The organism is Cutibacterium namnetense, from assembly GCF_001642025.1.
GTDB lineage: Bacteria > Actinomycetota > Actinomycetes > Propionibacteriales > Propionibacteriaceae > Cutibacterium > Cutibacterium namnetense.
In genome coordinates this window covers 390,274-416,205 of the sequence record NZ_LWHO01000003.1, presented here as the reverse complement: position 1 = coordinate 416,205, position 25,932 = coordinate 390,274, and the positions used below count along the sequence as shown (strand labels likewise).

Sequence of the window (25,932 nt, the reverse complement as noted above, 5' to 3'; positions counted from 1 at the left end):
GACGATAGACTAGTCAGCGGGCGGCTCACGTCGCTCAGGACCCTTGGCACCGTCGGCGACGCCGAGTTCATGATCGAGACGATCATCCAGGGCATGAGCCCTCCGCTGAGAAGCCAGGGAGGCCCACCACACACCAGCCCCGATGATGCCCAAGAAGGACGCGGCCCCACCAAAGGCCCCCAAGATGAACCGCGGATCATTCTGGCTAGCTGCCGTAAGGCCGACAACGTCAAGCACCATAAAAAGTGCCACGAACACCCACGTCAGCGCTTTGGCGTGATGAATCGCCGAGTCGAGATCCTCCTCGTCATCGTTCATCCCAGCAGTTTCCTCCTGCACAGCGCCTCCTGTCGAGCCCATGAAATCCCCTGGGGTCACACCATCATCTGACGATCTGACGGATTTACCGGCTTCGGTAGCACCGAAGGTGATCCGTTGAGATACGCATCAACACCATGAGCAGCCGCGCGTCCCTCCGCGATAGCCCACACCACAAGCGACTGCCCGCGGCCAGCATCACCGCAGGCGAATACCCCCGCTACATTGGTCTCGTACGCATCGTTTCTGACGATATTGCCGCGTCCGTCGAGTTCCAGCCCCAGCTCGGCGACGACTCCGTCATGCTCCGGATGAGCGAATCCCATCGCGAAGATCACTAGGTCGGCCGGCAGGTCATGTTCGCTGCCCTCATCCGCAATAAACACCCGGTTCTCGTCGCGATGACCTGAAACCACCCGAACTGCTTTGACACGGCCCTGATCATTGCTAATGATCTCGACGGTATTGGTCGAGTACACTCGCTGGCCGCCCTCCTCATTGGAGCTGGAGACCCGCAGGATGAGCGGATACGTTGGCCAGGGCTGGGTAGCCGGACGGTCCTTCGGCGGCTCCGCGTTGTACTGCAGCTGGGTGATTGAGGCCGCACCCTGACGCACTGCAGTGCCCACACAGTCGTTGGCAGTATCTCCACCACCAATGATGACGACGTGCTTACCGTCAGCGCGAATCTGATTAGGCACCTCGGTCCCCGCCACGACCCGGTTTTGCTGGGTGAGGTACTCCATGGCGTAGCAGACCCCGTCGAGCTCGATACCTGGGGCATCCAGCATACGTGGAACAGTGGCACCGGTAGCCAAGATGACGGCGTCAAACCGCTCGCGCAATTGCTCGCCGGTGATATCGACGCCGATCTCAGTGTTGGTTTTGAAGACGGTGCCCTCCAACACCATCTGCTTAATCCGGCGATCAAGAACCGATTTTTCCATCTTGAAGTCCGGAATGCCATAACGCATCAACCCACCGACTGCGTCGTCACGCTCATAGACGACTACCGTATGCCCGGCGCGGGTGAGCTGCTGAGCAGCTGCCAGCCCCGCGGGGCCAGATCCGACCACCGCGGCCGTCTTGAGTGAGTGCCACTCAGGCACCACCGGAATGACGCGGCGATCCTCCCAGGCCTTGTCGATAATGGCGACCTCAACGTTCTTAATCGTCACCGGGTCGCGATTGATGCCTTCAACACACGCTGTCTCGCAAGGAGCAGGGCAGAGTCGGCCAGTGAACTCTGGAAAGTTGTTGGTGGCCTGCAGACAGTCAAGGGCCTCGCGCCATTCGTCTCGCCAGATCAGGTCGTTCCAGTCCGGAATGAGGTTTCCCAACGGACAACCGGTATGACAGAAGGGCACACCGCAGTCCATACACCGGCTCGCCTGGTCTGTGATGATGGGCAGCAGAGCATGACCAAGCCCACCAGGGTAGACCTCTTTCCAGTCTTGGACACGCTCCTCAACCGGACGACGCTCCGCCTCCAGTCGCGGCACCTTCATAAAGCCGTGCAGATCAGCCATGGGACACCTCCATGAGCAGTTCGGTCGTCTCGTCGTCGTCCAGGCCGCGCTCCTCAGCGTCAACCATGGCCTTCATCATCGTGGCGTAGTCGCGCGGCAGCACCTTCATAAAGGAGTCGCGAATTCCGTCAGCTCCTTCTGCCAGAATCTCCTCAGCGAGGGTAGACCCGGTCTCGGCCTGGTACAGCTCCAGCAACTCGATAACCCGATCAACATCGGCCTGGTCCATCGATAGGGCGTCGACCATATCTGGGTTGAGGCGGCTGACATCGAGGTGACGTACCCAAGCCACCCCGCCGGACATGCCAGCGGCAAAGTTCCGCCCAGTGGCGCCAAGCACCAGCGCCTCTCCCCCAGTCATGTATTCACAACCGTGGTCGCCGACTCCCTCCACAACGGCAGTGGCTCCCGAGTTGCGTACGCAGAACCTCTCACCCACCTGACCACGCAGGAAGATTTCACCGGAAGTGGCGCCGTAGCCGACGACGTTTCCGGCAACAATCTGGTCACGTGGCCGGAACGGCACATTCAGCGGTGGAGCTACGATCACCCTGCCACCGGAGAGTCCCTTACCAACGTAGTCGTTGGCGTCACCGACGAGCCTCATCGTCATGCCCCGCGGCACGAAGGCACCAAAGCTCTGCCCGGCAGTACCAATGAAGGTGAGGTCGATGGTGTTATCAGGAAGACCCTTACCCTGGGTGGCAACCGTCACACGGCTACCGAGCATAGTTCCGACAGTGCGGTCGACATTGCGGATAGCGACCTCGCGACGGACGGGGGTGCCATTAGTCAAAGCCTCAGCACACATATCAATGAGCTTCGTATCGAGACTCGTCTGCAGGTCATGATCCTGATCACGAACGTGACGCAGCGGGGAGCCTCCGGGAAGCTCCGCCTGATGCAGTATCGGCGAAAGATCAAGTCCCATAGCTTTCCAGTGTGTGATGGCTTTGCGGGTGTCCAGCGCCTCAACGTGGCCAACGGCCTCATCAATGGAGCGGAAACCCAGCTCGGCGAGAATCTCACGGGTCTGCTCAGCCATCATCATCATGAAGTTAACGACGTGGTCGGGATCACCAGCGAATTTCTTACGCAACTCTGGATTTTGAGTAGCCACACCTACCGGGCAAGTATCGGTATGGCACTTACGCATCATGATGCATCCCTCGACGATGAGCGCAGTAGTCGCAAACCCGAACTCCTCAGCGCCAAGCAAAGCGGCTACGACGACGTCGCGTCCGGTCTTGAGCTGACCGTCACACTGCACCACGATGCGGTCACGAAGACCGTTTAGCAGCAAGGTCTGCTGAGCCTCAGCCAGGCCAAGCTCCCAGGGCCCACCGGCGTGCTTGATCGAAGTCAGCGGAGCCGCACCGGTCCCGCCGTCATGGCTCGAGATAAGCACGACGTCGGCCTTGGCTTTCGAGACGCCGGCAGCAACAGTGCCGACACCAGTCTCGGCCACTAACTTGACGTGAATCCGAGCCCGAGGGTTGGCGCACTTGAGGTCATGAATGAGTTGTTTGAGGTCCTCGATGGAATAAATGTCGTGGTGCGGAGGCGGGGAGATGAGTCCGACTCCTGGGGTGGAGTGACGGGTCCTAGCCACCCACGGATAGACCTTCGGGCCGGGGAGTTGGCCGCCCTCGCCCGGTTTGGCTCCCTGAGCCATCTTGATCTGGATATCGTCGGCATTGACTAGGTACTCGCTGGTCACACCGAATCGTCCCGACGCCACCTGCTTGATAGCCGAACGCCGTTGTGGATCATAGAGGCGCTCAGGGTCCTCGCCGCCCTCCCCGGTATTCGACTTGCCTCCGATCCGGTTCATCGCAATGGCCAGCGTCTGGTGCGCCTCCATGGAAATCGAGCCGTAACTCATAGCTCCGGTGGAGAACCTCTTGACGATCTCGCAGGCTGGCTCGACCTCCGCGAGTGGGACTGCCGGCCGATCATGACGGAACTCTAGTAAGGATCGCAGGGTCATGAGTCGGCGTGAGTTGTCGTTGATGTGGTCGGTGTAGCGACGGAACTGCTCGTAGTCATTGGTACGCGCAGCCAATTGCAACCGGAATATCGACTCAGGATCGACCAGATGCTGCTCCCCCTCCCGACGCCACTGATAGTGGCCGCCAGGTTTGAGAGTGCGGTGGGCCAGGTGCACCCCTGTCTGTGGATAGGCGCTGAGGTGACGAGCTAAGATTTCTTCAGCGACCTCGGCCAGGCCAATCCCCTCGATACGACTCGTCGTCCCGGCAAAGTACTCGTCAATGAATTCCTGCGATAACCCGGTGGCCTCGAAAATCTGGGCTCCGGTATACGACGCGATGGTGGAAACACCCATCTTGCTCATCGTCTTCAGGACGCCCTTGCCAAGTGCCCTATAGACGTTATGTATAGCGGTTTCGGGATCAGTAGACACCCACACCTCGTGCCGGGCCATATCCTCGGCTGACTCGAAGAGCAAGTACGGGTTAACGGCCGAGGCGCCGTAGCCTATAAGAAGGGCAACGTGGTGCACTTCACGAACGTCACCAGCCTCGACGACGAGACCGGCCCGGGTACGGGTCTTCTCCCTCACCAGGTGATGGTGGATAGCTGACGTGAGAAGCAGGGACGGGATCGGTGCCAGCTCGCGAGTCGCGTGGCGGTCTGAGAGCACGATGATGGTAGCCCCCTCAGCAATAGCCTCTGAAACCTCGGCACGGATCTCTTCAATACGGCGGCGCAGACCCTCACCACCCTCCTCAACAGCAAAGAGGCCCCTCACTACGTGAGTTTTGCGATCGGGGTGCTCCCCGTCAGCGTCGATGTGAATAATTTTGGCAAGCTGGTCGGAATCGATGATCGGGTAGTTGACGACCACCTGACGACATGACTCTGGGCCGGGCTCAAGTAGGTTCGCCTCTGGGCCGATAGTGCCCGTCAGGGAAGTGACAAGCTCCTCGCGGATAGCGTCCAAGGGCGGATTGGTTACCTGAGCGAAAAGCTGGCTGAAATAGTCCCAGAGCATCCGAGGACGGTTGGATAGCACGGCCAGCGGGGTATCGGTTCCCATCGCGCCGGTGGCCTCGACCCCCTGGTTCGCCATGGGTGCGATGAGCACCTTAAGCTCCTCGGAGGTATACCCGAACAGTTGCTGACGCCGAGTCACCGACGCGTGAGAGTGAACGATGTGCGTTCGCTCTGGCAGGGCGTCAAGCTCAATGCGGCCCTGATCCAGCCACTCGCCATAAGGCTTCGCGCAGGCCAGTCGAGCCTTGATCTCGGAGTCGTCAACAACCCGATGCTCTGTCAGGTCGACGAGGAACATCCGACCAGGTTTGAGGCGTCCCTTCTCGACGACGTGAGAGTCCGGCAAATCCAGTACCCCCGACTCGGAGGCAAAGACAACAAGACCGTCGTCGGTCACCCAGTAGCGCGCCGGACGCAAACCGTTGCGATCCAGCACCGCACCAATCTGGTTACCGTCAGTAAAGGTGACACAAGCTGGACCATCCCATGGCTCCATAAGAAAAGAGTGGAACTCGTAGAAGTCGCGCAGTTCCTGGGGCATCTCGGTGTTTTTCTGCCATGCCTCTGGGATCATCATGAGGATGGCATGGGGCAGCGATCGTCCACCCAGGTGAAGCAGCTCCAGAACTTCGTCGAAGGAGGCGGAGTCCGAACCAGACGGGGTGCAGACCGGGTAGAGACGGGCCAAATCGCCCGGGATGAGCTCGGACTGGAGCAGAGCTTCGCGAGCCTGCATCCAGTTACGGTTACCGCGCACCGTGTTGATCTCGCCGTTATGGGCGATCAGGCGGTACGGATGGGCCAGTTCCCATGCGGGGAAGGTGTTAGTCGAGAACCGCGAATGAACCAACGCCAAAGCGCTAGACAGATCCGTGTCATGGAGTTCCGGGAAGACCTCTTCGAGCTGATTAGTCGTCAGCATGCCCTTGTAGACGAGGGTGCGCGAAGAGAGCGAAGCAAAATACACCCCAGCCTCGTGCTGCGCACGCCGTCGCAGCACGAACGCCGCACGCTCCAGATCCATGCCAACACGACCATCCCGAGCCCGGATCAGTAGGTGCTCAAAATGAGGCATAGTGCTCAACGAAATCTGGGAAAGAGTATGGGTATGCACGGGGACTTCGCGCCAACCCAATACCTCGATGCCCTCATCAGCGGCGATGAGTTCAATGGCAGCCCTGGCGCGAGCCCGCCTAGCCTCGTCAACGGGCATGAAGGCTAGCCCGACCGCATAGGCACCGGGTTCCGGCAACCGGATTCCGGTAGTCCGCCGGAGGAAAGCGTCAGGAACCTGGATGAGGATACCGGCACCATCCCCCGCGGCCGGATCGGCTCCAGTGGCACCACGGTGATCCAAGTTACGCAGCGCCTCAAGCCCCTGCTCCACGACCTTATGACTGGCCACACCCGTCATGGTGGCCACGAAGGCCACTCCGCAAGCATCGTGCTCGAATTGGGGGTCGTAGAGGCCCTGTCGGGGGTGATGGCCGAAGATCATCGGTACTCCTTTCGACGGAGGCGGGTGCGCCGCGATAGGTAGAGGCACCGGGGACAGACTGTCACACAACGATCACGCCTTGACACCTGCGTCCGATTCGTGGACCCATCGCGACAAGATCACTTAGGCCCATGAGCTGAGCGGATGCTGTGCTCATCACCCTTGCGGTAACGGCACTGCAAAATGATCAGTACGATGACCGCACCAGTAAAGACGACCAAAGCGGTAATGTCATTGAGCCGCCACTGCCCCACATGATGGGCCGGATCGATCCGCAGCCGCTCAACCCAAAAACGCCCAAAAGTGTAGATCGCCACATACAACGTAAACAGGCGACCGTGGTCGAGCGTCCAACGCCGATCGACCCACACTAAAAAGGCGGCACCAGCTAAGCTCCACAACAACTCGTAAAGGAAGGTGGGATGGAAGGTCGCGTACTGAAGATATCCCGCCGGACGATGGCTGAGGTCGATCTCAAGGCCCCACGGAAGACTCGTCGGGCGACCAAAAAGCTCCTGGTTAAACCAGTTTCCCAACCGTCCGATCGCCTGAGCAGCCAGAATTCCAGGAGCGAGGGAATCTGCCACGAGAGCGAAGCGAATCCCCTTGTGGCGGCAATATAGCCAGATCGCTAGGCCCCCCAGCGCAATAGCTCCCCAGATGCCTAGGCCGCCCTGCCAGATGAAGAAACAGCGGTACCACGTCCGACCCGGGTCAAAGTACAGCTGATGGTCAGTTATGACGTGGTAAAGCCGTCCACCAATGATTCCGGCGATGACGGCCAGGGTGCACAATTCCTCAAAATGCTCCTGCTTACCGCCGCGGGCCTGATAGCGACGCCCACCGCTGATATAGGCAACAATGATGCCCGCGAGAATGCACAAGGCGTAGATATGGATGGTCAGCGGACCAAGATGAAATGCCTCGATTGACGGGCTGGGGATCGATAGCTGACTCACTGGCGTCCTACCCGCCGTACGCCAGTCACCAAGTCATCAACGATGGCACGCATCCGGTCAAATTCCTTCCTTCACCGAGTCCTCGCCAGCCGAAATTAATCAGGGTCCGACGGTGGCACGGTGGATCCTACGCAACATCTGCGCTGGTTCACCGTGGCGGACCAGCATCTCCCCCACTAACACCGCGTCAGCACCAAGGCTATAAGCCTCAATGGCGTCGTCCACACAGAGGATTGCGGACTCCGCCACCTTGACGGCGCCTTCCGGCAGCTCACCAAAGAGTTCACCGAAGATGGCCCTATCGACTTCAAGAGTCTTGAGGTTGCGCGCGTTGACATCGACCACGCGGGCATTAAGGGCTGCAGCTCGGCATGCCTCTTCGGGGGTATGAACTTCGACTAATGGAGTCATACCCAGCTCGACCGCTTGACTTCTGAGATAACTGACAGGCCCGGGGCTATCAGCCTCGGAACCGGATCAATAGCGGGGGCCACAAGCTCAATGGCCTCACGGAGATTGTCCGAGGTGACCATGAGCTGACGCTCATGAAGATCTTCGAGAACACCGGCAATGATCTCGACAAGGGCCGTTCCGGTAACAGTAGGCGGCATTCAGCGAACGCCGCCGTAACCCATAGCGCGCATTACTAGAGTGACGACTCCACCCAGCACGACTAAGGCGGCACCAATGATGCAGGTGGTCCAACTCGGCCCGGCCATTGCACCGACGGTAGCCACGATGAAGCCGATGAGGGCGACGATCGAACCTGCCCAGTTTGCAGGGCTCCCGCCATGCTCGTAGTGACGAGTGGCGCGATCAGCACTCATGGTGTTCCCTCCGGTGGTCAGGCGCGGAATATTCCACGCAACTGGTCAAAGATGCGGGTTACACCCGCGAGTTGGCCGAGGGTGGACGTCCGCAACACGGTGAATCCGGTAATAATCCTACTCTGATGTGCTCTCAGCACGGGCTCGCTGACCATTGTGCATACCACTGCTGTCATCATAGGCCGACTCGGCTTTCTTGGCTGGCACCTCCGCAGCATCACCGACCGTCGGGTCTTCTCCCCTATCCAAAGCATCCCAGACCGACCGGGAGTCACCGGTCATCTCGCCCGTACGCCGAGCTCGACTAGGCCAACGGCCTGCTAATACTGTCAGCCCAATTCCGCTAAGGATCGTCAATACCCCAGCTACGAGGCATACCCAGGGCCATACGCTGACATGGGCTTGGGACGCTCCTGCATCGACGCCTTTAGCAGCCCACTGATGCGCTGTAGCAGTGCGATGGGTGACCACAATGGCCACGACCCCTATCCCTACGAGAGCCTGCAGGACGCCGGTGACCCGCCGACCAGTCATCCTCACCACAAGCACAAGAGCCATCGTGACAACGAGCATCAAGACAATGGCCGTTGTCAGTCCACCCGTGAGGTCGGCCCCCGTCAGCCCAATCCCGGCTCGTTCTAGCCACATACGGCGCGAAGACACGCTAATAAGGATGACCGCGACCATGGGGACAGCACCGAGCACGACCCGCCAGCCTGATGAGATCGGAGATTTCACTGCTCATCCTCCCGCGGCACGGACAGCACGAGCAACGAACTCCTCGTGCGAAAGGGTGACGTCGATCATGACTCGGCCTCATCAGCTAGTAAAACATCAGCATCGAAGCAGGTGTGATCACCAGTGTGACAAGCTCCACCAACCTGGTCGACGCGCAGCAGAAGCGTATCCCCGTCACAGTCAAGGCTCACCGAACGCACATGCTGAGTGTGACCCGAAGTTTCCCCCTTAACCCAGTACTCCTGACGAGATCGGGACCAATAAGTGGCCCGTCGGGTTGCTAGGGTGCGGGCCAAAGCAACGTCATCCATCCACGCCATCATGAGGACATCCCCGGTCGTAGCGTCTTGCACCACGGCAGGCACCAGCCCAGCGGCGTTACGGCGCAACCTCGCCGCGACTGCGGAGGCCAGGGTTGGTTCTTTGGTCTGCACGTGCCTCATTGAACACCGAACCACCGACACCTTGGACCGGAGCCGTGTTTCGGGCCAGTACTGGCAAGATAGACCCATACTCGAAGGAGGACCTGGATGTCCATTGCACAAGATGAACGAGCCGGCCTGGCCGCAGACCTGTCACGACTCGGCCCTGACGCCCCGACGCTGTGCAAGGGATGGACGGCCCGAGATCTGCTAACCCACCTTCTGCTGCGGGAGAACGACCCGCTTGCTATCCCCGGGATGGCCGTGAGCGTCTTTGACGCCGTCACCCGGACCCGTGCCGACAAATTAGAAGCCTCCGGATCCTTTGAAGATCTCGTAACCCGGTTCGCCCATGGGCCGGGCCGCTTCTCAGTCTTCCGCATCCCCGGTCTCGACTCCGCGGCCAATTCCATGGCGTACTTCATCCACCACGAGGATCTGCTGCGGGCCCAACCCGACTGGCATCCTCGAGAGCTCGGTCACCGAGTCGAATTGCGGTTGGCTGACATCATTCGCAGATACGGGCGGGCCCTCGCCCGTCGCTCCCCCGTCGGCGTACGCGTCGAGATGACTGGACAGACAGATCCCGTCACACTCCACCCTGGAAATCGCATCGTCACCCTGGTGGGAAAACCTTCAGAAGTCATCCTGCTTCTCACCGGACGCACATCGGTGGCCCAAGTGGATGTGCTTGGCGAGCTCGCAGCCATAGCGGCGTTCATGCGCTCCGACCACTCGCTATGAGTTAGCCGGAGCGCATCGCGAGTCAGGAGAGCTTTTCTAAGATGAGCTCCCTGACTCGCTTGGCGTCGGCTTGGCCCTTCATGGCTTTCATAATCTGACCGATGAGGGCACCGGCGGCCTGCACCTTCCCACCACGGATCTTCTCCGCGATCTGCGGGTTAGCAGCGATGACATCGTCAACGGCAGAGCCTAAGGCCGCGTCATCGGAGACGACAGCCAGGCCACGACCGTCGACAACCTGCTGGGGGTCCCCCTCGCCAGCGATGACTCCATCAATCACCTGACGAGCCAGTTTGTCGGTTAACGTGCCGTCATCGACGAGCTTCTGCAGCTGAGCGACCTGAGAAGGCGTCATACCGACGTCGGCCAAGTCCACGCCAGCCTCGTTGGCGCGACGCGACAGCTCAGTCAGCCACCATTTACGGGCCGCAGTCGGCTGACAGCCGGCATCGACCGTCGCCTCGAGGAGATCAAGGGCACCAGCGTTGACGGCCGAGGTCATGTCCACTTCGGAGAACTGCCATTGGGCGGACAGACGGGCCTTTTTAGCTGCCGGAAGTTCTGGCAGGTCGGCGCGCAACTGCTCAACCCACTCCCGCGACGGCGCAATCGGCACCAGATCTGGCTCCGGGAAGTAGCGGTAGTCCTCGGCATCGGACTTGTCGCGTCCGGCGATGGTGTATTCACCGGTCTCTTGCCACATCCGGGTCTGCTGACGGACCTTGCGTCCCTCAGACAGCACGTATCCCTGACGCTGAATCTCGTATGTCAGGGCACCTTCCACAGAGCGCAACGAGTTGACGTTCTTGGTCTCGGTGCGGGTGCCCAGCGTCTGGTCGCCTCGCGGCATGAGGGAAACATTGGCGTCACAACGTAGGTTGCCCCGCTCCATCTTGGCGTCCGAGACCCCGAGGGCGATCATGATGTCCCGTAGCTGGGCCATATAGGCACGCGCTACCTGGGGCGCTTTGGCCCCTAGCCCACGAATCGGTTTAGTGACGATCTCGATGAGGGGAACACCGGCCCGGTTGTAGTCCATGAGGGAGTGACTGGCACCGGAAATACGCCCGTCAGAACCTCCGACATGGAGGGATTTTCCAGCGTCTTCCTCCATATGGGCACGTTCGATCTCAACGCGGAAAGTTTCGCTACCGACCTCAACGTCGAGCCAGCCGTCATAGCAAATCGGCTCGTCGTATTGAGAGGTCTGATAGTTCTTCGTCATGTCCGGGTAGAAGTAGTTCTTCCGGGCCATGCGGCACCACTGAGCAATGTGACAGTTGAGAGCCAAACCGATTCGAATGGCCGACTCGACGGCATGACGGTTGATGGCCGGCATGGATCCGGGCAGGCCCAGGCAGACCGGGCAGACGTTGGTATTGGGATCCTTCTCCGTGTCGGTTGAGCATCCGCAGAACATCTTGGTCGCGGTAGACAGCTCGACATGTACCTCAAGCCCGATGACCGGCTCATACTCGGCCATCACTTCGTCGTACGACAACAGCTCGTCGGTCATCGCTCTCCCCTCAACTCGGGGGCCTTCGCCAGCAGCGGGGCACCCCACTTCTCATTCAGCAATCGCTCCAGAGCTGCGCCTACTCGGTAGATCCGATCGTCGACCATGATCGGCGCCATCACCTGCATACCGACAGGCATACCGTCGGTCTCTGATAGACCGATAGGAAAGGACCCTGCGGGACTACCGGCCATATTGGCCGGAATGGTGCATAGATCGGAGCGGTACATCGCCATCGGGTCAGCAGTGCGCTCACCTAGTCGGAAGGCAGTCGTTGGTGTGGCCGGGGACACGAGCACCTCACAGGTCTGCCAGGCTTTCTCGAAGTCACGTTGAATGAGAGTACGGACCTTCTGAGCTGAGCCGTAGTAAGCGTCATAGTAACCAGCCGACAGGGCATAGGTACCCAAGATGATGCGGCGCTTGGCCTCAGCCCCAAATCCAGCACCGCGGGTGGCGCGCATCACCTGCTCGGCAGAATGCGCGCCGTCATCATTGACGCGCAAGCCGTAACGCATGGCGTCATATCGGGCCAGGTTGCTGGACACCTCAGCGGGCTGAATAAGGTAATAGGCTGGCAGAGCGAGGTCAAAGTTCGGGCAAGAGACTTCGACAACCTCAGCCCCCGCCTCAGCCAGCATTTCGACGGCCTCGTGGAACCGGACCTCAACCTGTGGGTCGTACCCCTTCCCGGCCAGCTCCGTGACGATGCCGATGCGCATCCCAGAGACATCTGTCTGCCGAGCAGCCTCAATGACCGCCGGGGTGGACTGATCGATCGTGGTCTGGTCCATAACGTCGTGACCGGCAATCGCCTGGTGTAGCAAAGCTGCGTCCAGGACGGTACGGGCGCAGGGTCCCGGAGTATCCAAGGAAGAAGCCATAGCGATAACGCCGTATCGAGAGGTCGAACCGTACGTCGGTTTGATGCCGACGGTGCCGGTCACCGCTCCAGGCTGACGAATCGAACCGCCGGTATCAGTCCCTAGAGCCAACGGGGCTTGGAAAGAAGCCAAGCTAGCCGCCGAACCACCGCCGGAACCACCGGGTACTCGCTCAAGATCCCAGGGATTATGGGTAGGCCCGAAAGCCGAGGTTTCCGTTGACGACCCCATGGCGAACTCATCAAGGTTCGTCTTGCCAAGGATCACCATTCCGGCATCCTTACAGCGGGTCACGATGGTGGAGTCGTACGGCGGGATCCACCCCTCGAGCATCCAAGAGGATGCTGTAGTAGCGAGCCCTTTCGTGCAGAAAAGGTCCTTGACAGCCAACGGCACCCCGGCCAGCGGACCAAGGTGCTCGCCATCGGCAATGCGGGCATCAATCCGACGGGCAGCCTCGAGAGCCCCGTCGCGGTCAACAACCAGGAAGGCACGGACGTCGCCGTCAACCGCGTCAATGCGATCCAAATGTGCCTGGGTGACCTCTTCGCTAGAGATCTGTCGGGCCGCAATCCGCTCGCCTAGCTCGGCGGCGGTCAAAGTCACAAGCTCGTTCACTATGCCTCCTCATCCAGGATGCGGGGTACGCGGAAACGCTGGTCCTCACTGCGCGGAGCCATGGCCAGAGCATCGTGGCAGGGCATTGACTCCTTAATGATGTCCTCGCGGAAGACGTTAGACAGCGGCAAAGCGTGCGAAGTAGGTGGCACGTCGTCGGTGGCGACGCCTGACACTGCAGCCACTGCGTCGAGGATCGCGTCCAGCTGCGGAGCAAGATACGCGGTCTCGTCGTCAGTGAGATCGATACGTGCCAGGCCGGCCAAGCGGACGACGTCATCCGGCGTAAGGGCCACGATGAATCTCCTGGTGGACGGCATGGGGCGGAAGTGCCCTTGACCTATCCTAGAGCCATGAGCTGACACGACCGCTAAAGCGACTCCGATGCAGGCTGTCACCCCATCCCCGTGACCCGCCCAAACATTGCCGCGGTTTGGGATCATCAGGCCAACCCGCAACAATGAGGGGGTGCTCATGATTCGTATTCAGCTGCCAGACACGCCGGGGTCCCTGGGCTCGGTGGCTACCGCTATGGGCACTGCTAATGCTGATATCTCCGCCATCGAGATCGTTGAAAAAGGCTCCGACTACGTCGTCGATGACTTCATCTTGACTTTGCCACCCACCACGATGCCTGACACCCTCGTATCGGCCTGCGGGATGCTCGACGACGTGCACGTCCTATGGCTCAGCCGGTATCCAGAGAACTGGAGCATTGAGTCCGATATTGCGGCTCTTAATAGGATGTCCGAAGACCCCGAGCATTCTGCGGAGATCTTGTGTGGTGCTGTTCCGGTCGTCTTCCACACCCAATGGGCAGCCCTTTTTGATGCTGACGAGCAGGTCATTATCTCGACCGCCCTCGCCCCCGAGTTCACTACCGAGGGAATCGCGCGATTGGCCCCCATGAACCGCTCCCACACTGCAGAGTTGGAGGCCGACTGGATGCCCGGATGGGGAGATACCGTCATCGCTGTTGTTCCGCTGTCACACGGGCGCTGCCTGGTCGCCGGTCGCCAGGGCGGGCCGGGGTTCTTAGCTTCCGAACTCAACCGACTTCAGCACATGGCCGCGTTGGCCAACTGAGGACATATGGGAGTTTATCTCACCTGGCAGTTCTGGTACCAGGTCCTCTCGGCCTTCGCCTTTGGTATTGCGTCAAGTCTCGTCCCGGTGCTTAATTCCGAGCTGTTTATCGTCGGGGCACTGGGGTCACAATTACTAGGGCCCCTCGAGGTTGCCTTGGGCCTGGCTCTTGGCCACGGGGTCGGCAAGCAAATCATGTTCGTCGGTATCCGCAAAGGGTCAGAATCACGGTGGATCAAGCACAAAGAGCCCAAGCCAGTCGCGGAAGGATCCTGGCGGTGGCGGCTGCGTCAATGGAATGACCAGGCCGCACATATCGTCGAGACCCCGCGATGGGGAATGCCATTACTAATTTTTTCTACTATCACCGGAATACCGCCGGTGTATCTAGTTGTTATTTACGCCGCGACAACTAAAATGAATTTTTGGCGGTTTTCTCTATGGGTAACTATTGGATTCTTTATACGGTGCTATTTACTAGCCTTAGCAACCCAGTATGGATTCCATCTTATCATCTGATGAGAGCGGTCTGACAAGGTACGTCAACCGCCGACAACGAGGACTCGGAAGAAGTAATACCCCACTCCCACTAACACAGCGAGAGCGATGCCAAAGGCAATCGGTGCGAGAACCCGCTGGATCTTTTTACGCTTCGTCGTAGGAACTGCCACCGGGGCCCACTGCTCCTCACCGACGCGCGGCCGGGTGCGTGCCGGTGTTTGGCCGTCCAGATTGAGATTAGTGAAAAAACCCACGATCGAAACCCTACCTGCTCGCCCGCTCGAGCTGCTCGTCCACGAGGTCGCCAGCTCGCCTGACAGTGCGACACACCTCAGCAGCGTCGTGACGAGACCAGCCCGCCAGCCCGCAGGCCGGGGTCAGGAGGCTAGACCTCAACAGCGCTGGATCGATCTTGAGATACCGGACCAACCACAGCACCCGATCAATAAGGTGATCAACTGACGGAACCTCGTTCACCTGCATAGTGTCGACAACCCCCATTCCGAGGCGTCCACCAGACTCCATCCACTCGCCAACCCAATGCAGGTTGAGCAACGAGGTGACATCACACCACACCGTGGAGAATCCCGCTTTTTGAGCCAATGCCCACGGAATCGGCGCTCCACAACAGTGCATACCCACCTCAGCCTCCCCACGACCTGCCACGATGGTCTGCCACAGGTGAGCCGCAGTCGAACCCGCCATGGCTGGGTAGCGATACAAACCAGACTGGGTGGCAACCGCGCCGGAAAGGACAGCGGGAGCTGAAGGCTCGTCAATCTGCAGCGTCCAGGTGACTTTCGGCATCCGCCGCCGCAGTTCCACCATGAGCTGGCCCATTCCCTCAGCCAGACTGGTGGCGACGTCGACCAGTGCTGATTCGTCGGCCAAGATCGACTCCCCTGCTCTCAGATGCAGGCCGGTCGCCAGGGTAAGGGGTCCAGCAAACGAGATCTTGACACGAGCTTCCTCGTCGGCCAGAACCTCCTCGAGATCGTCAAGGTCGCTACGTAACAAAGAACGCGCTGATCGAGCAGTATGGTCAGTCGAATCGGCCAGACGCCATCCGCCTGGTCCGTGGTCGACTGGAAGGTCCACGAGCACAGCCGTCGTTCGTCCAATCATCTGGGCGCCAACCCCACGTGCTGGTAACTCGGGCAAGGGTATGAGCTGGTCAAATGTATCCGCCATCGCGGCCAAGCTTCCGCGCATGTCAGCACCCGGCAAGGAACCGATTCCGGTCGCAATCACGCTGCCTGCTCCGCCGTCATGCCGGCGCGGTCGGTACCGCAGATGGTGGCCGATCCGACGACGAGGTCACCGTCGTAAAAAACAGCTGCTTGGCCGGGAGCGACGCCATGCAGTGGATCTTCCAACTCAATGGCTAGCCCGCCAGGAACTGCGGAAATTGTCGCTGGTACCGGATCTCCATGAGCTCGAACCTGGGTCTGGCCGTGCCAGGTGTCAGCAGGCTCGCCGGCACACCACACCGGCCGGATGGCTTCAATGTGATGCACGGTCAGCCCCTCCACTCCTCCGACGACAACGGTGTTGTTGACCGGCTCGATATCCAAGACGTAACGCGGCTTGCCGTCGGGAGCTGGAACGCCCAATCGCAGGCCACGCCGCTGACCGATGGTGAAGTGGTGATAACCGTTGTGATGACCGACGAGAGCACCGGACTCGTCGCGGATCTCGCCCTCAGCCAAGCCGATCTTCTCTGACAGCCAACCGGGGGTGTCTCCGTCAGGAATAAAACAAATGTCGTTGGAATCAGGCTTATCAGCCACCGATAGTCCCAACGCCGCAGCTTCCTGACGCACTTTCGTCTTAAGGGAATCCCCCAAGGGAAATATCGAGTGAGACAGCTGATCCTGATTGAGGACCGCCAATACGTAAGACTGGTCTTTTCCCGGATCAACTGACCGATATAGCTTCGTCATACCGTCAACGATCTTCGTCCGGGCATAGTGACCGGTCGCCACCGCGTCGTATCCAAGGTCCAACCCACGCTCTAGCAAGGCCGCAAACTTGATCCTTTCGTTGCACCGCAGACAGGGATTTGGGGTGCGCCCAGCCTGGTATTCGGCGATGAAGGGATCAATAACTTCGGCCACGAAACGATCCGAAAAATCCCACACATAAAAAGGGATTCCTAGTCGGTCCGCAGCCCGCCGAGCGTCGAAGGAATCTTCCAATGAGCAGCACCCACGCGATCCCTCACGATGGGAGCGTGGGTTGCGTGACAAGGCCAGATGGACTCCAGTGACATCGTGGCCGGCCTCAACGAGACGGGCTGCTGCGACAGCGGAGTCGACTCCTCCCGACATAGCGGCGAGAACCTTCACGGTGTGTCCTCTCACAGTGACATGGTGTTGTGGCGACTTGATCTGATGCCCCGCATGGGATCTTCCATGATAGAGGCTGACGCCGACTTACCGAGCTCCGCTTGCCTTGTGTATCGCGGCAGGCAAGGCGGCGAGCAAACGATCGATGTCGGCATCGGTGGTGGTGTACCCCATCGAGATTCTTACTCCCGAGGACGCAGCATCCTCGTCTTTGCCCATGGCAAGCATTGTTGGGGAAGGGCGCGATACCCCGGCGTGGCAGGCCGAACCGGCAGATAGGTCAACGCCATCTCGGTCAGCGAGCATGACAACGTCAGCCCCACGAGCTCCGGCAATACTGAGGTGAATGATCGACGGGCTGGTAACAGGTGCGTCGTCAACAGTTACTTCGGGCTGTTGTCGACACCACGCCATGACACGTTCCCGCCACGACTGCCACCGGGCCGTCATAGTGTCGAACTCATCGACGCAGGCACGTAAGGCAGCGGCGAAGCCGCAAGCCAATGCTACCGGCTGGGTTCCCGACCGGATGCCGTACTGTTGGCCTCCCCCCGGAGAAACCGGGTGCAGTTCTACTCCCCGTCTCACCCAGAGCGCTCCGATCCCGACTGGGCCACCAATTTTGTGAGCGGAGAAGGAGGCGAGGTCTACCTCCCATTCGTCGAGATCGACAGGAATGTGGCCAAGAGCCTGAACAGCGTCGGTGTGCATGAGCGCCCCGGCCTGGTGTGCCACCTCAGCGACCCGCGAGACGGGCTGGCAAGCTCCGGTCTCGTTGTTAACAGCCATGACGGAAACAACGTCAAGATCACCGGAGTGTCTGCCCACCTCGTCCGGATCGACAAGCCCAGCGTGGTCCACTGGTAGCACCTCACAGCGCTTGCCAAGAAGCCATGGGGAGGTTAGACCGCCGACGGCTGGGTGCTCAACTGCGGACACCAACGCGAGGCCATCGCGAACACCCCCTATCACCGCAAGCGCGTCCGACTCAGTTCCCCCGCTAGTGAACACAATCTCAAGCGGACCGACCCCCAGCAGACTGGCAATCTCCTCGCGTGCATCCTCCAGAAGCGCGCGCGCTGCCCGACCAGAATCGTGGATGGCACCGGGGTTACCGGGCACTGCGCATGCCATTGCTTCAAGTGCTTCGCGACGCAGTGGAGATGTTGCCGCGTGATCGAAATAAGCACGATCGTGGTGTAGTGATCCCGGATTCGGCTGCGACATAACTGACCTTCCTAGCGACTCTTCGACGCTACTGTCCGACAGCAAGGCGCGGGAGGCGCGCATCATCGCCCTTGCGAACGCTGCGGCCAACTCAGACTAAACTGTTCCGTCGGCCCGCTAACGGTCCGGCCATTATCCCCGACGAAAGGTCCCTATTGTGACCGACACCAGCACGGTGTCATTCGACACCAGCGCCTTGGGTTCGACCCTCACTGACGGCGGCTGCCGCTTCGGGCTGTGGGCACCTCGCGCAGGACGTGTCGAGTTGGCGCTCGTGGCAGATGACGGGTCACAGGTCAACCACGACATGACCAAGGACGAGCACGGTGTCTGGACCACCGAGGTCTCCGGCGTTCACGCCGGTCAGCGCTATGGATACCGAGTCCACGGGCCCTGGGATCCTGATCAGGGCATGAGGTTCAACCCCGCCAAACTATTACTCGACCCGTATGCCAGGGCCATCACAGCCGGTGTCGATTACCACGGGCCCATCATGGACCACACCCCGGAATCCAACTACGAGCCGGACCCGACCGATGATGCGATGTCGGTCCCGCTCGCCGTCGTCGTTGAGAGTTCCGAGCCGCCGACACCGATTGCGCGCCGCCACGACATCACCGAGTCGGTTATTTATGAAACCCATGTCAAGGGCTACACCCGTTTGCACCCCCTCGTTCCCGAGCACCTACGCGGCACCTATGCCGGGCTCGCCTATCCAGCCGTTATCGAGCACCTTAAATCAATCGGAGTAACGGCCATCGAGCTACTACCTATCCAGCAGTTCGTCTCCGAGCCATTCGTCGTTGGGCGTAGCCTATCTAATTACTGGGGTTACAACACCCTGGGGTTCTTTGCACCGCATGCTGCCTACTGCTCCGTTGGCTCGATGGGGGCCCAGGTGCGCGAGTTCAAGGACATGGTGACCTCCTTCCACGAAGCCGGCATCGAGGTCTTCCTAGACGTCGTCTACAACCACACTGGTGAAGGCGGCCACGAAGGACCGACTCTGTCCTTCCGCGGCATTGACCACGAGTCCTATTACCGACTCACCAACGATCACCGCAATGACTATGACGTCACCGGCTGTGGCAATTCTGTGGACACCTCTCATCCGGAAGTCCTGGCCATGGTCCTGGACTCCTTGCGCTACTGGGTCACCGAGATGGGCGTTGACGGCTTCCGCTACGACCTCGCCACCACTCTCATCCGTGACAAGTCCCATGGGGTCGATCAGAACCACCCATTTAAGCAAGCTCTGGTCGAAGATCCGGTTCTCAACAAGGTCAAGCACATTGCTGAACCCTGGGACCTCGGCCCTTACGGCTATCAGGTAGGTGCTTGGGGTCCAGACTGGAGCGAATGGAACGACCGTTTTCGCAATTATGTCCGTGACTTTTGGCGCGGTGCCGTCTGCGGAGTCGAGGAGCTGGCAACCAGGCTGTGCGGGTCACCAGACCTTTATGGTCAGCCAACCTCCAGCATCAACTTTGTTACTGCCCACGACGGCTTCACGATGCGTGATCTGGTCACCTACGACATGAAGCACAACCAAGACAACGGCGAGGATAACCACGACGGATCTAATGACAACCGATCCTGGAGCTGCGGTTGGGAAGGCGAAACTACCGACCAGTCCATCGTGATGCTGCGACACCGCCAGGTGCGCAACCTGGTAGCCACCTTGCTATTAGCCACCGGTGTGCCGATGATCACCGCTGGCGACGAGATGGGACGCACTCAGCAAGGCAATAACAACGCGTATTGCCAGGATTCCCCCATCTCGTGGATGAATTGGGATGACGCCGAAGCGTGGTCCGACGTCACCGATCTCGTCAAGACGATCACGGCACTGCGCCGCGAGCATCCCGTTCTTCGTCCGTCGGTGTACCGTCATCATGATCCGGTTGGCGTCGCGACTGATTCGCGCCCTCGCCGTGCTGATCTGGCGTGGTTCTCGGGCTACGGCGGCGAAATGGTAAACAACGACTGGCATGACGAAGGTCGTCGCACCCTTGGCATGTACACCAGTGACGACAATGAGGCCTTCCTCATCTGGTTCCACGCCGGTGACCACCCGATCGAGATCGTCTTGCCGAAAGCTCGATGGGGCGAGTCGTGGCGCATCGTGGCCTCAACGGCTCTGCCTGGGGAGATTCCCGACGAAGCCGTGCCAGCCGGGCTATCGGTGACGCTGCCGAGCAGGTGCGTCGTCGTCATGCAAGCTTCCCACCCGGCCTGACCGCACCGTTACGCGCCAAGCGCACAACCGGCAGGGGGAACGACTGCCGCCCCGAATCATGACGTGTCGCAACGGGTCACGGTAGCCTGTGACTCGTGTGGAGGATCAGCAGGCCAGAGCGCCGTCACGATGACAATGACTCCGACGAGCAGGTGCAAGTAATTCCTCCTGCCTCGGAGCCGTTAGCCGAAACGGTGAGTCCTGCCACCCCCGCCAACCCCTCTGAGCCAGCTCCTGTTGCTGAACCATCACGGTCACTAGAACCGCTAGATTCTCCAGCACCGCGTTATGCTGCCGAGCGCACCTGCGGTCATGAGGCTCTTTTGGCCGCCACGGGCGACATCGATTCTCCTGGACGCCCCCCACTGCGCGGTTTTGGACGCATCCCTGTCCACAACGTCCGACCCGAGGTCGAAAGCGGCCACCTTCCGATCTACGCGGTCGTCGATGAAGAGTTTGAGGTCACCGCGAATGTTTTCCGCGAAGGCCACGACGCGGTCGGGGCGAGTGTCGTCCTTACCGATCCCGAGGGCAACCGTCACGTCACTGACATGCACCAGGTCGAACCCTGGGGATTAGATATTTGGAAGGCCCAGGTCTGCGCTGATGTCGAAGGTGACTGGACTATGCACGTTGAGGGCTGGTCAGATACCTGGGGAACTTGGCGTCATAATGCTGATGCCAAGCTCGCCGCTGCCATTGACGTCGAACTAGTTTGTGCCGAGGGTCATGCCATCATGAGCGAGGCGGTCCGGCACGCTGAGCGATCCGGTGACACCGACGCAATCACAGCTCTGCACGAGGCCAGCGCCGACCTCACCCCTGACCGCGCCCCCGACTCGCTGCGGCAGGTCATCAACACATACGCATTGCGCCAAGCCATGCGGGTCCATGCCCCCCGGCCGCTGACCTCGCCCACCGCCCCCACCCCGTTGCGGGTGGAGAGGCGTCGGGCCCTCTACGGGTCCTGGTACGAGTTTTTCCCGCGCTCCCAGGGCGCTCACATCGGCGCGGACGGGCATTGGGTTTCGGGAACTTTCGACACCTCATGGGAGCGTCTGGACGCCGCCGCCGCGATGGGATTTGACGTCGTCTATCTGCCACCAATTCATCCCATCGGCACAGCCTTCCGCAAGGGCAAGAACAACACCCTGAATCCGGGCCCGGACGATCCGGGATCGCCGTGGGCCATCGGATCTGCCGATGGCGGCCATGACGCCATTCACCCCGACCTAGGCACGTTCGACGACTTCGACCGCTTTGTGGCCCACGCCCATGATCTCGGCATGGAAGTGGCCCTAGATTTTGCCCTGCAGGCCTCTCCAGATCACCCTTGGGTGCGCCAGCACCCGGAGTGGTTCACGCGCCGTGTTGATGGCACCATCGCCTACGCGGAGAACCCGCCCAAGAAGTATCAGGACATCTACCCGATCAACTTCGACCATGATCCTGAGGGTATGTATCAGGAGTGCTTGCGCCTGCTGGAGTTGTGGATCTCCCACGGCGTGACGATTTTCCGCGTCGATAATCCACACACCAAGCCTCTGAATTTCTGGGCTTGGCTGATGGAGCAGGTTCATCGTCGTCACCCCGAGGTCATCTTTTTAGCGGAGGCCTTCACCCGTCCCGAGATGATGGCTGCCCTGGGCAAGGTGGGGTTTCAGCAGGGCTATTCCTACTTCACCTGGCGCACCGCCAAGTGGGAACTCGAGGCGTACCTCGACGAAGTCTCCCACCAGACCTCGCATTTCTATCGCCCGAACTTTTTCGTCAATACCCCGGATATCAACCCGATCTATCTCAACGACGGCAACCCGGCCGGCTTCGCTATCCGCGCGATCTTGGCCGCGACAATGAGCCCCTCGTGGGGCATGTACTCCGGGTTTGAGATCTGCGAGCATGAGCCGCTGCCCGGACGCGAGGAATACGCCCACTCTGAAAAGTACGAGTACCGGCCCCGCGATTACGATTCCGAGCCGAGCATCACGCTGCTCGTCACTCGCCTCAACGAGATCCGTCGGGCTCACCCGGCGTTACAGCAACTGCGTGATACCACGATCCATCACGCCCCGCACGACAACGTCTTCGTGTTTTCCAAGAAAGCGGGAGATGACGTCGTGATCGTCGTCATCTCTCTGGATCCGGTATGGGGGGTTGAGTCCCAAGTCATGCTCGATATGGCTGCCCTCGGCCTCGGCGATGATGACACCTTCACCGTCCACGATGAGCTCACTGGAGCCGACTTCACGTGGGGCCATCAGGCCTTCGTCAGGCTCTACCCCGCGCAGCCCGCCCATATCCTGCACGTGCGAAAGACCACCCCATGACCCATTTCTCCTGCACTCCTGCCGAGGAGATCCCCGAGACCCTGGCTCCCACTGGGGCCCTCGGGCTGACCTCGGCCCAGTTGCAGGCCAGACTCGATGAGATCCATCCGGTCGGTGCCATCGATCGCACCGAAACCGAATGGTTTCGCACCGCTGTCTTCTATGAGGTTCTGGTGCGGTCCTTTAAGGACTCCAATGGTGACGGAGTTGGCGACTTCAAGGGGCTGACGGAAAAGCTCGACTATCTGCAATGGCTCGGGGTGGACTGCCTGTGGTTACCACCCTTCTACGACTCTCCTCTCCATGACGGAGGTTACGACATCCGTGACTATCGCTGGATCCGGGAGGAACTGGGGACCATTGAGGACTTTAAGGTTTTCCTCGACGCCGCCCATGACCGTGGTCTTCGCGTCATCATCGACTTCGTCATGAACCATACCTCGGATTCCCATCCGTGGTTCCAGTCCTCACGTGCCGATCCTGACGGTCCGTACGGTAACTACTACGTGTGGTCGGACACCGACGAGGGCTACTCCGATGCTCGCATCATCTTCTGCGACACCGAGGATTCGAACTGGTCGTGGGATTGCGAACGTAAGCAGTTTTATTGGCACCGGTTCTTTCATCATCAACCCGATCTCAACTTTGAAGAGCCCCGGGTTATGGAGGAGATGTTCGACGCCGTCCGCTTCTGGATGGATTTGGGTATTGACGGGTTCCGACTCGACGCTGTTCCGTACCTCATCGAAGCTGAGGGCACGAACTGCGAAAATCTGCCAGGAACCCACACGATCCTCAAACAGCTGCGCGCCATGGTCGACGAAGAGTATCCGGGCCGCATCCTGCTGTGCGAGGCCAACCAGTGGCCTGATGACGTCGTCGAGTACGTTGGCGACGGTGACGAATGCCAGATGGCTTTCCACTTCCCCGTCATGCCACGCCTGTATATGGGATTGCGTCGCAGTTCACGGGAGTGTATTAGCCAGATTCTGGCTGACACCCCACAGATCCCAGAGGGCTGCCAGTGGGGGACCTTCCTGCGCAACCATGATGAGCTCACCCTCGAAATGGTTACCGAAGAGGAACGTCGTTATATGTGGGAGGAATATGCTCCCGAATCCCGGTGGCGGTGCAATTTGGGCATTCGTCGTCGTTTGAGCCCGCTCGTCGATAACGACGATGCGAAGATTCGGCTACTTAACGCCATGTTACTGTCCCTACCCGGCTCTCCGGTGCTGTACTACGGCGACGAAATTGGTATGGGAGACGACCCCTGGTTGCCTGACCGTGACGGGGTTCGTACCCCAATGCAGTGGGATGACTCAGAAACGGCCGGTTTTTCCACTGCCCTTCCAGAGGACTTCCATCTACCTGTCATCCACACTTTTGGTCACGATCCAGAGCACGTCAATGTCGCCCGCCAGATGGACGACCCATCTTCCTTACTGGTGTGGACGCGGGCCATGCTCGGTATCCGCCGCCATCACCCTGTCTTTGGGACCGGCGAGTTCACCGATCTCGGTGGAGCGGACATGGCCGTGATGTCTTTCCTGCGTCACAACGAGCACGAAACGATCCTGTGTCTGGCTAATCTCTCCGACACCGAGCGGACGGTTACCCTTCATCTTCCGCAATTCGCGGGCGTGACGGGCTCCTCTCTCATCCATGGCCAGGACGCGCACCCGGTGAAGTCTGACGGAACGCTATCCGTACCGTTGTGGCCGTATGGCTATCGATGGCTGCAGATGTCCGGCGAGGAGAAGTCATGACCGGTTGGGACGACGCCACCGTGAGGGAACACATCTGGGAATACATCAGTGGAGCCCGATGGTTCTCGGGCAAGGGTCGGTGTGGTGTTCTGGCCAGGCTGATGCCGTTAGCTCCCGTCGTCAACGAGCAGGATCTGCAGGTACTGCCTGTCATCGCGCAAGTTGGTTATCCGCAGGCCCCCGACGAGTATTACCAGTTGCTCTTAGCGCTGCGTCCAGGACGCGTTGCTGGTCTGGCTCAGATCGTCATCGCCGATCAGCCTTTCACCGTTACTGACGCCACCGAGGATAAACTAGCTCTTACCGCGTGGGCTCAGATCATCCTGGAAGGAACTCCAGTCGCCACGGATGAATCGTGGCAGCTGCACCGCCGTCTAGCGGCCCCCGAGCCGGTGCGGTCTGCCGAGCGCTTCAGCGGTGAGCAATCGAACACCTCAATCATGGTGGGCGACGCCATCATCATCAAGTTGTTCCGCCGCCTAGAACCCGGTGACAACCTTGACATCACCGTGCACAGCGTCCTCAATGACGCTGGGGTCTCGTCGGTGGCCACGTTATACGGCTTCATCTCCGGGCAGATCCCCACCGAGGAAGACATTCCGACCGACTTAGCCATGATCATCGAGGAGTTGCCGCAGCCCCAGGATGGCTGGGAACTTATCACCGCCAAGGCAGTCGATCTCGTCGACGTCACCGACCTCGTGGCCGATCTGGGACGATGCCTACGCACCATCCACGAGGCGCTGGGAGGAACTTTCGGTACCACCGAAATCGATGGGTCGCGCGTCGCCGACGATATGATCCGCCGCCTGGACGCCGCTGTGGTCACTGCGCCGGCATTGGCTCCCCACCGGGACACGTTGGCTGCCCGTTTCGAAGAGCTGCGCGGGCGCCGACTCGCGGCCCAGAGAATCCACGGGGACTTTCACCTCGGCCAAACTCTGCTGACACCCGACGGCTGGCGGATTATCGACTTCGAGGGGGAACCCCTCAAACCTCTCGCCGAGCGACGACTACCAGATTCCCGCTGGCGCGATGTCGCCGGGATGATGAGGTCATTGTCTTACGCCACCTCAGCTCATGCCACACCAACGGCACCGGAGCCTCTCGCCTGGGCGCGCCGTGCCAGCGAGGCGTTCCTGACCGGCTACGGCCGGCCAACTACCGCCGAACAAGATGTGTTGGCCGCCTATGAGGTCGACAAGGCTGGTTACGAAGCCGTCTACGAAACCCTTAACCGACCGACATGGGTAGACATTCCGCTGTCGGCTATTCGGGCAATGCGACAGGATTGACGATGCTCAAACCCACCCACAGATTCCCGTCGGATCGTCGGACCGACGGCCACACCAACGACATGCCAG

At 60.1% G+C, this 25,932-nt stretch carries 21 protein-coding genes and 1 pseudogene; 7 read left to right on the top strand and 15 right to left on the bottom strand.

All coding sequences use genetic code 11. The features are described from left to right. Positions 1-9: 9 nt before the first annotated feature. The 8 genes and pseudogenes from A5483_RS05520 to hisI form a co-directional block, all read right to left on the bottom strand. Positions 10-339 carry a hypothetical protein gene (locus A5483_RS05520; RefSeq protein WP_042842592.1) on the bottom strand — a complete coding sequence of 110 codons (330 nt, stop codon included), beginning with the start codon at positions 337-339 and terminating at the stop codon, positions 10-12. A 35-nt stretch (positions 340-374) separates the two neighbouring features. After that, on the bottom strand, positions 375-1,847 hold the full coding sequence (locus A5483_RS05515) for a glutamate synthase subunit beta (protein ID WP_002548479.1): 1,473 nt from the start codon (positions 1,845-1,847) through the stop codon (positions 375-377). Further along, positions 1,840-6,363: a glutamate synthase large subunit gene (gene gltB, locus A5483_RS05510; protein WP_063811198.1), complete on the bottom strand. Its 4,524-nt coding sequence runs from the start codon at positions 6,361-6,363 to the stop codon at positions 1,840-1,842. Before gltB ends, A5483_RS05515 begins: the two co-directional genes overlap by 8 nt. A 119-nt stretch (positions 6,364-6,482) precedes the next feature. Further along, positions 6,483-7,322: a prolipoprotein diacylglyceryl transferase gene (gene lgt / locus A5483_RS05505; RefSeq protein WP_002548409.1), complete on the bottom strand. Its 840-nt coding sequence runs from the start codon at positions 7,320-7,322 to the stop codon at positions 6,483-6,485. A gap of 99 nt (positions 7,323-7,421) precedes the next feature. Further along, positions 7,422-7,933: pseudogene (locus tag A5483_RS11875) on the bottom strand (hypothetical protein). Beyond that, a complete protein-coding gene (locus tag A5483_RS05495) occupies positions 7,934-8,149 on the bottom strand; it encodes an HGxxPAAW family protein (protein WP_002548838.1) in 216 nt (71 codons plus the stop codon). Positions 8,150-8,266: 117 nt separating this feature from the next. Then, on the bottom strand, positions 8,267-8,836 hold the full coding sequence (locus A5483_RS05490; protein WP_082864010.1) for a Trp biosynthesis-associated membrane protein: 570 nt from the start codon (positions 8,834-8,836) through the stop codon (positions 8,267-8,269). A 116-nt stretch (positions 8,837-8,952) separates the two neighbouring features. Continuing rightward, positions 8,953-9,330 (bottom strand): phosphoribosyl-AMP cyclohydrolase, encoded by a 378-nt coding sequence (hisI, locus tag A5483_RS05485; protein WP_042842593.1) that lies wholly within the window; start codon positions 9,328-9,330, stop codon positions 8,953-8,955. Positions 9,331-9,417: 87 nt separating this feature from the next. Here hisI and A5483_RS05480 point away from each other — a divergent pair, with 87 nt between their 5' ends. After that, positions 9,418-10,053 carry a TIGR03085 family metal-binding protein gene (locus tag A5483_RS05480; RefSeq protein ID WP_063811196.1) on the top strand — a complete coding sequence of 212 codons (636 nt, stop codon included), beginning with the start codon at positions 9,418-9,420 and terminating at the stop codon, positions 10,051-10,053. Between the two features lie 22 nt (positions 10,054-10,075). Here A5483_RS05480 and gatB read toward each other — a convergent pair whose 3' ends face one another. The 3 genes from gatB to gatC are packed head-to-tail and all read right to left on the bottom strand — an operon-like array spanning position 10,076 to position 13,391. Beyond that, entirely contained in the window at positions 10,076-11,569 is a 1,494-nt protein-coding gene (gene gatB, locus A5483_RS05475; protein WP_002548485.1) for an Asp-tRNA(Asn)/Glu-tRNA(Gln) amidotransferase subunit GatB, read from the bottom strand. Beyond that, on the bottom strand, positions 11,566-13,071 hold the full coding sequence (gatA, locus tag A5483_RS05470; RefSeq protein ID WP_063811195.1) for an Asp-tRNA(Asn)/Glu-tRNA(Gln) amidotransferase subunit GatA: 1,506 nt from the start codon (positions 13,069-13,071) through the stop codon (positions 11,566-11,568). Before gatA ends, gatB begins: the two co-directional genes overlap by 4 nt. Continuing rightward, positions 13,071-13,391, bottom strand: a complete 321-nt coding sequence (gene gatC, locus A5483_RS05465; protein ID WP_002548622.1) for an Asp-tRNA(Asn)/Glu-tRNA(Gln) amidotransferase subunit GatC — start codon at positions 13,389-13,391, stop codon at positions 13,071-13,073. Before gatC ends, gatA begins: the two co-directional genes overlap by 1 nt. A gap of 154 nt (positions 13,392-13,545) precedes the next feature. On the opposite strand from gatC, the gene A5483_RS05460 reads away from it, so the two are divergent. Continuing rightward, complete coding sequence (locus A5483_RS05460) at positions 13,546-14,157, top strand: ACT domain-containing protein (RefSeq protein WP_002548687.1); 612 nt, start codon at positions 13,546-13,548, stop codon at positions 14,155-14,157. A 6-nt stretch (positions 14,158-14,163) separates the two neighbouring features. Then, positions 14,164-14,676 carry a VTT domain-containing protein gene (locus A5483_RS05455; protein WP_063811194.1) on the top strand — a complete coding sequence of 171 codons (513 nt, stop codon included), beginning with the start codon at positions 14,164-14,166 and terminating at the stop codon, positions 14,674-14,676. A gap of 23 nt (positions 14,677-14,699) precedes the next feature. On the opposite strand, the gene A5483_RS05450 is transcribed toward A5483_RS05455, so the two are convergent. From A5483_RS05450 to A5483_RS05435, 4 genes are all read right to left on the bottom strand, one after another. After that, a complete protein-coding gene (locus tag A5483_RS05450; protein WP_002548913.1) occupies positions 14,700-14,912 on the bottom strand; it encodes a hypothetical protein in 213 nt (70 codons plus the stop codon). A 10-nt stretch (positions 14,913-14,922) separates the two neighbouring features. Continuing rightward, positions 14,923-15,909 carry a methionine synthase gene (locus tag A5483_RS05445; protein ID WP_063811193.1) on the bottom strand — a complete coding sequence of 329 codons (987 nt, stop codon included), beginning with the start codon at positions 15,907-15,909 and terminating at the stop codon, positions 14,923-14,925. Then, the gene (gene mnmA, locus A5483_RS05440) at positions 15,906-17,006 is read right to left on the bottom strand and encodes a tRNA 2-thiouridine(34) synthase MnmA (protein ID WP_267896526.1); all 1,101 of its coding nucleotides are present in this window, start codon (positions 17,004-17,006) and stop codon (positions 15,906-15,908) included. The genes A5483_RS05445 and mnmA overlap by 4 nt, the downstream gene beginning before the upstream one ends. Before the next feature lie 87 nt (positions 17,007-17,093). Next, positions 17,094-18,299, bottom strand: coding sequence for a cysteine desulfurase family protein (locus A5483_RS05435; RefSeq protein ID WP_081474396.1), 1,206 nt, complete (start codon positions 18,297-18,299; stop codon positions 17,094-17,096). A gap of 91 nt (positions 18,300-18,390) precedes the next feature. On the opposite strand from A5483_RS05435, the gene glgX reads away from it, so the two are divergent. The 4 genes from glgX (at position 18,391) to A5483_RS05415 (ending at position 25,863) form a co-directional block, all read left to right on the top strand. After that, on the top strand, positions 18,391-20,472 hold the full coding sequence (glgX, locus tag A5483_RS05430) for a glycogen debranching protein GlgX (RefSeq protein WP_063811192.1): 2,082 nt from the start codon (positions 18,391-18,393) through the stop codon (positions 20,470-20,472). Between the two features lie 194 nt (positions 20,473-20,666). Continuing rightward, positions 20,667-22,799: an alpha-1,4-glucan--maltose-1-phosphate maltosyltransferase gene (locus A5483_RS05425; RefSeq protein WP_306417282.1), complete on the top strand. Its 2,133-nt coding sequence runs from the start codon at positions 20,667-20,669 to the stop codon at positions 22,797-22,799. Beyond that, entirely contained in the window at positions 22,796-24,568 is a 1,773-nt protein-coding gene (gene treS / locus A5483_RS05420; protein WP_063811191.1) for a maltose alpha-D-glucosyltransferase, read from the top strand. Before A5483_RS05425 ends, treS begins: the two co-directional genes overlap by 4 nt. Next, positions 24,565-25,863 carry a phosphotransferase gene (locus A5483_RS05415; RefSeq protein WP_063811190.1) on the top strand — a complete coding sequence of 433 codons (1,299 nt, stop codon included), beginning with the start codon at positions 24,565-24,567 and terminating at the stop codon, positions 25,861-25,863. The genes treS and A5483_RS05415 overlap by 4 nt, the downstream gene beginning before the upstream one ends. The last annotated feature ends 69 nt before the right edge of the window (positions 25,864-25,932 follow it).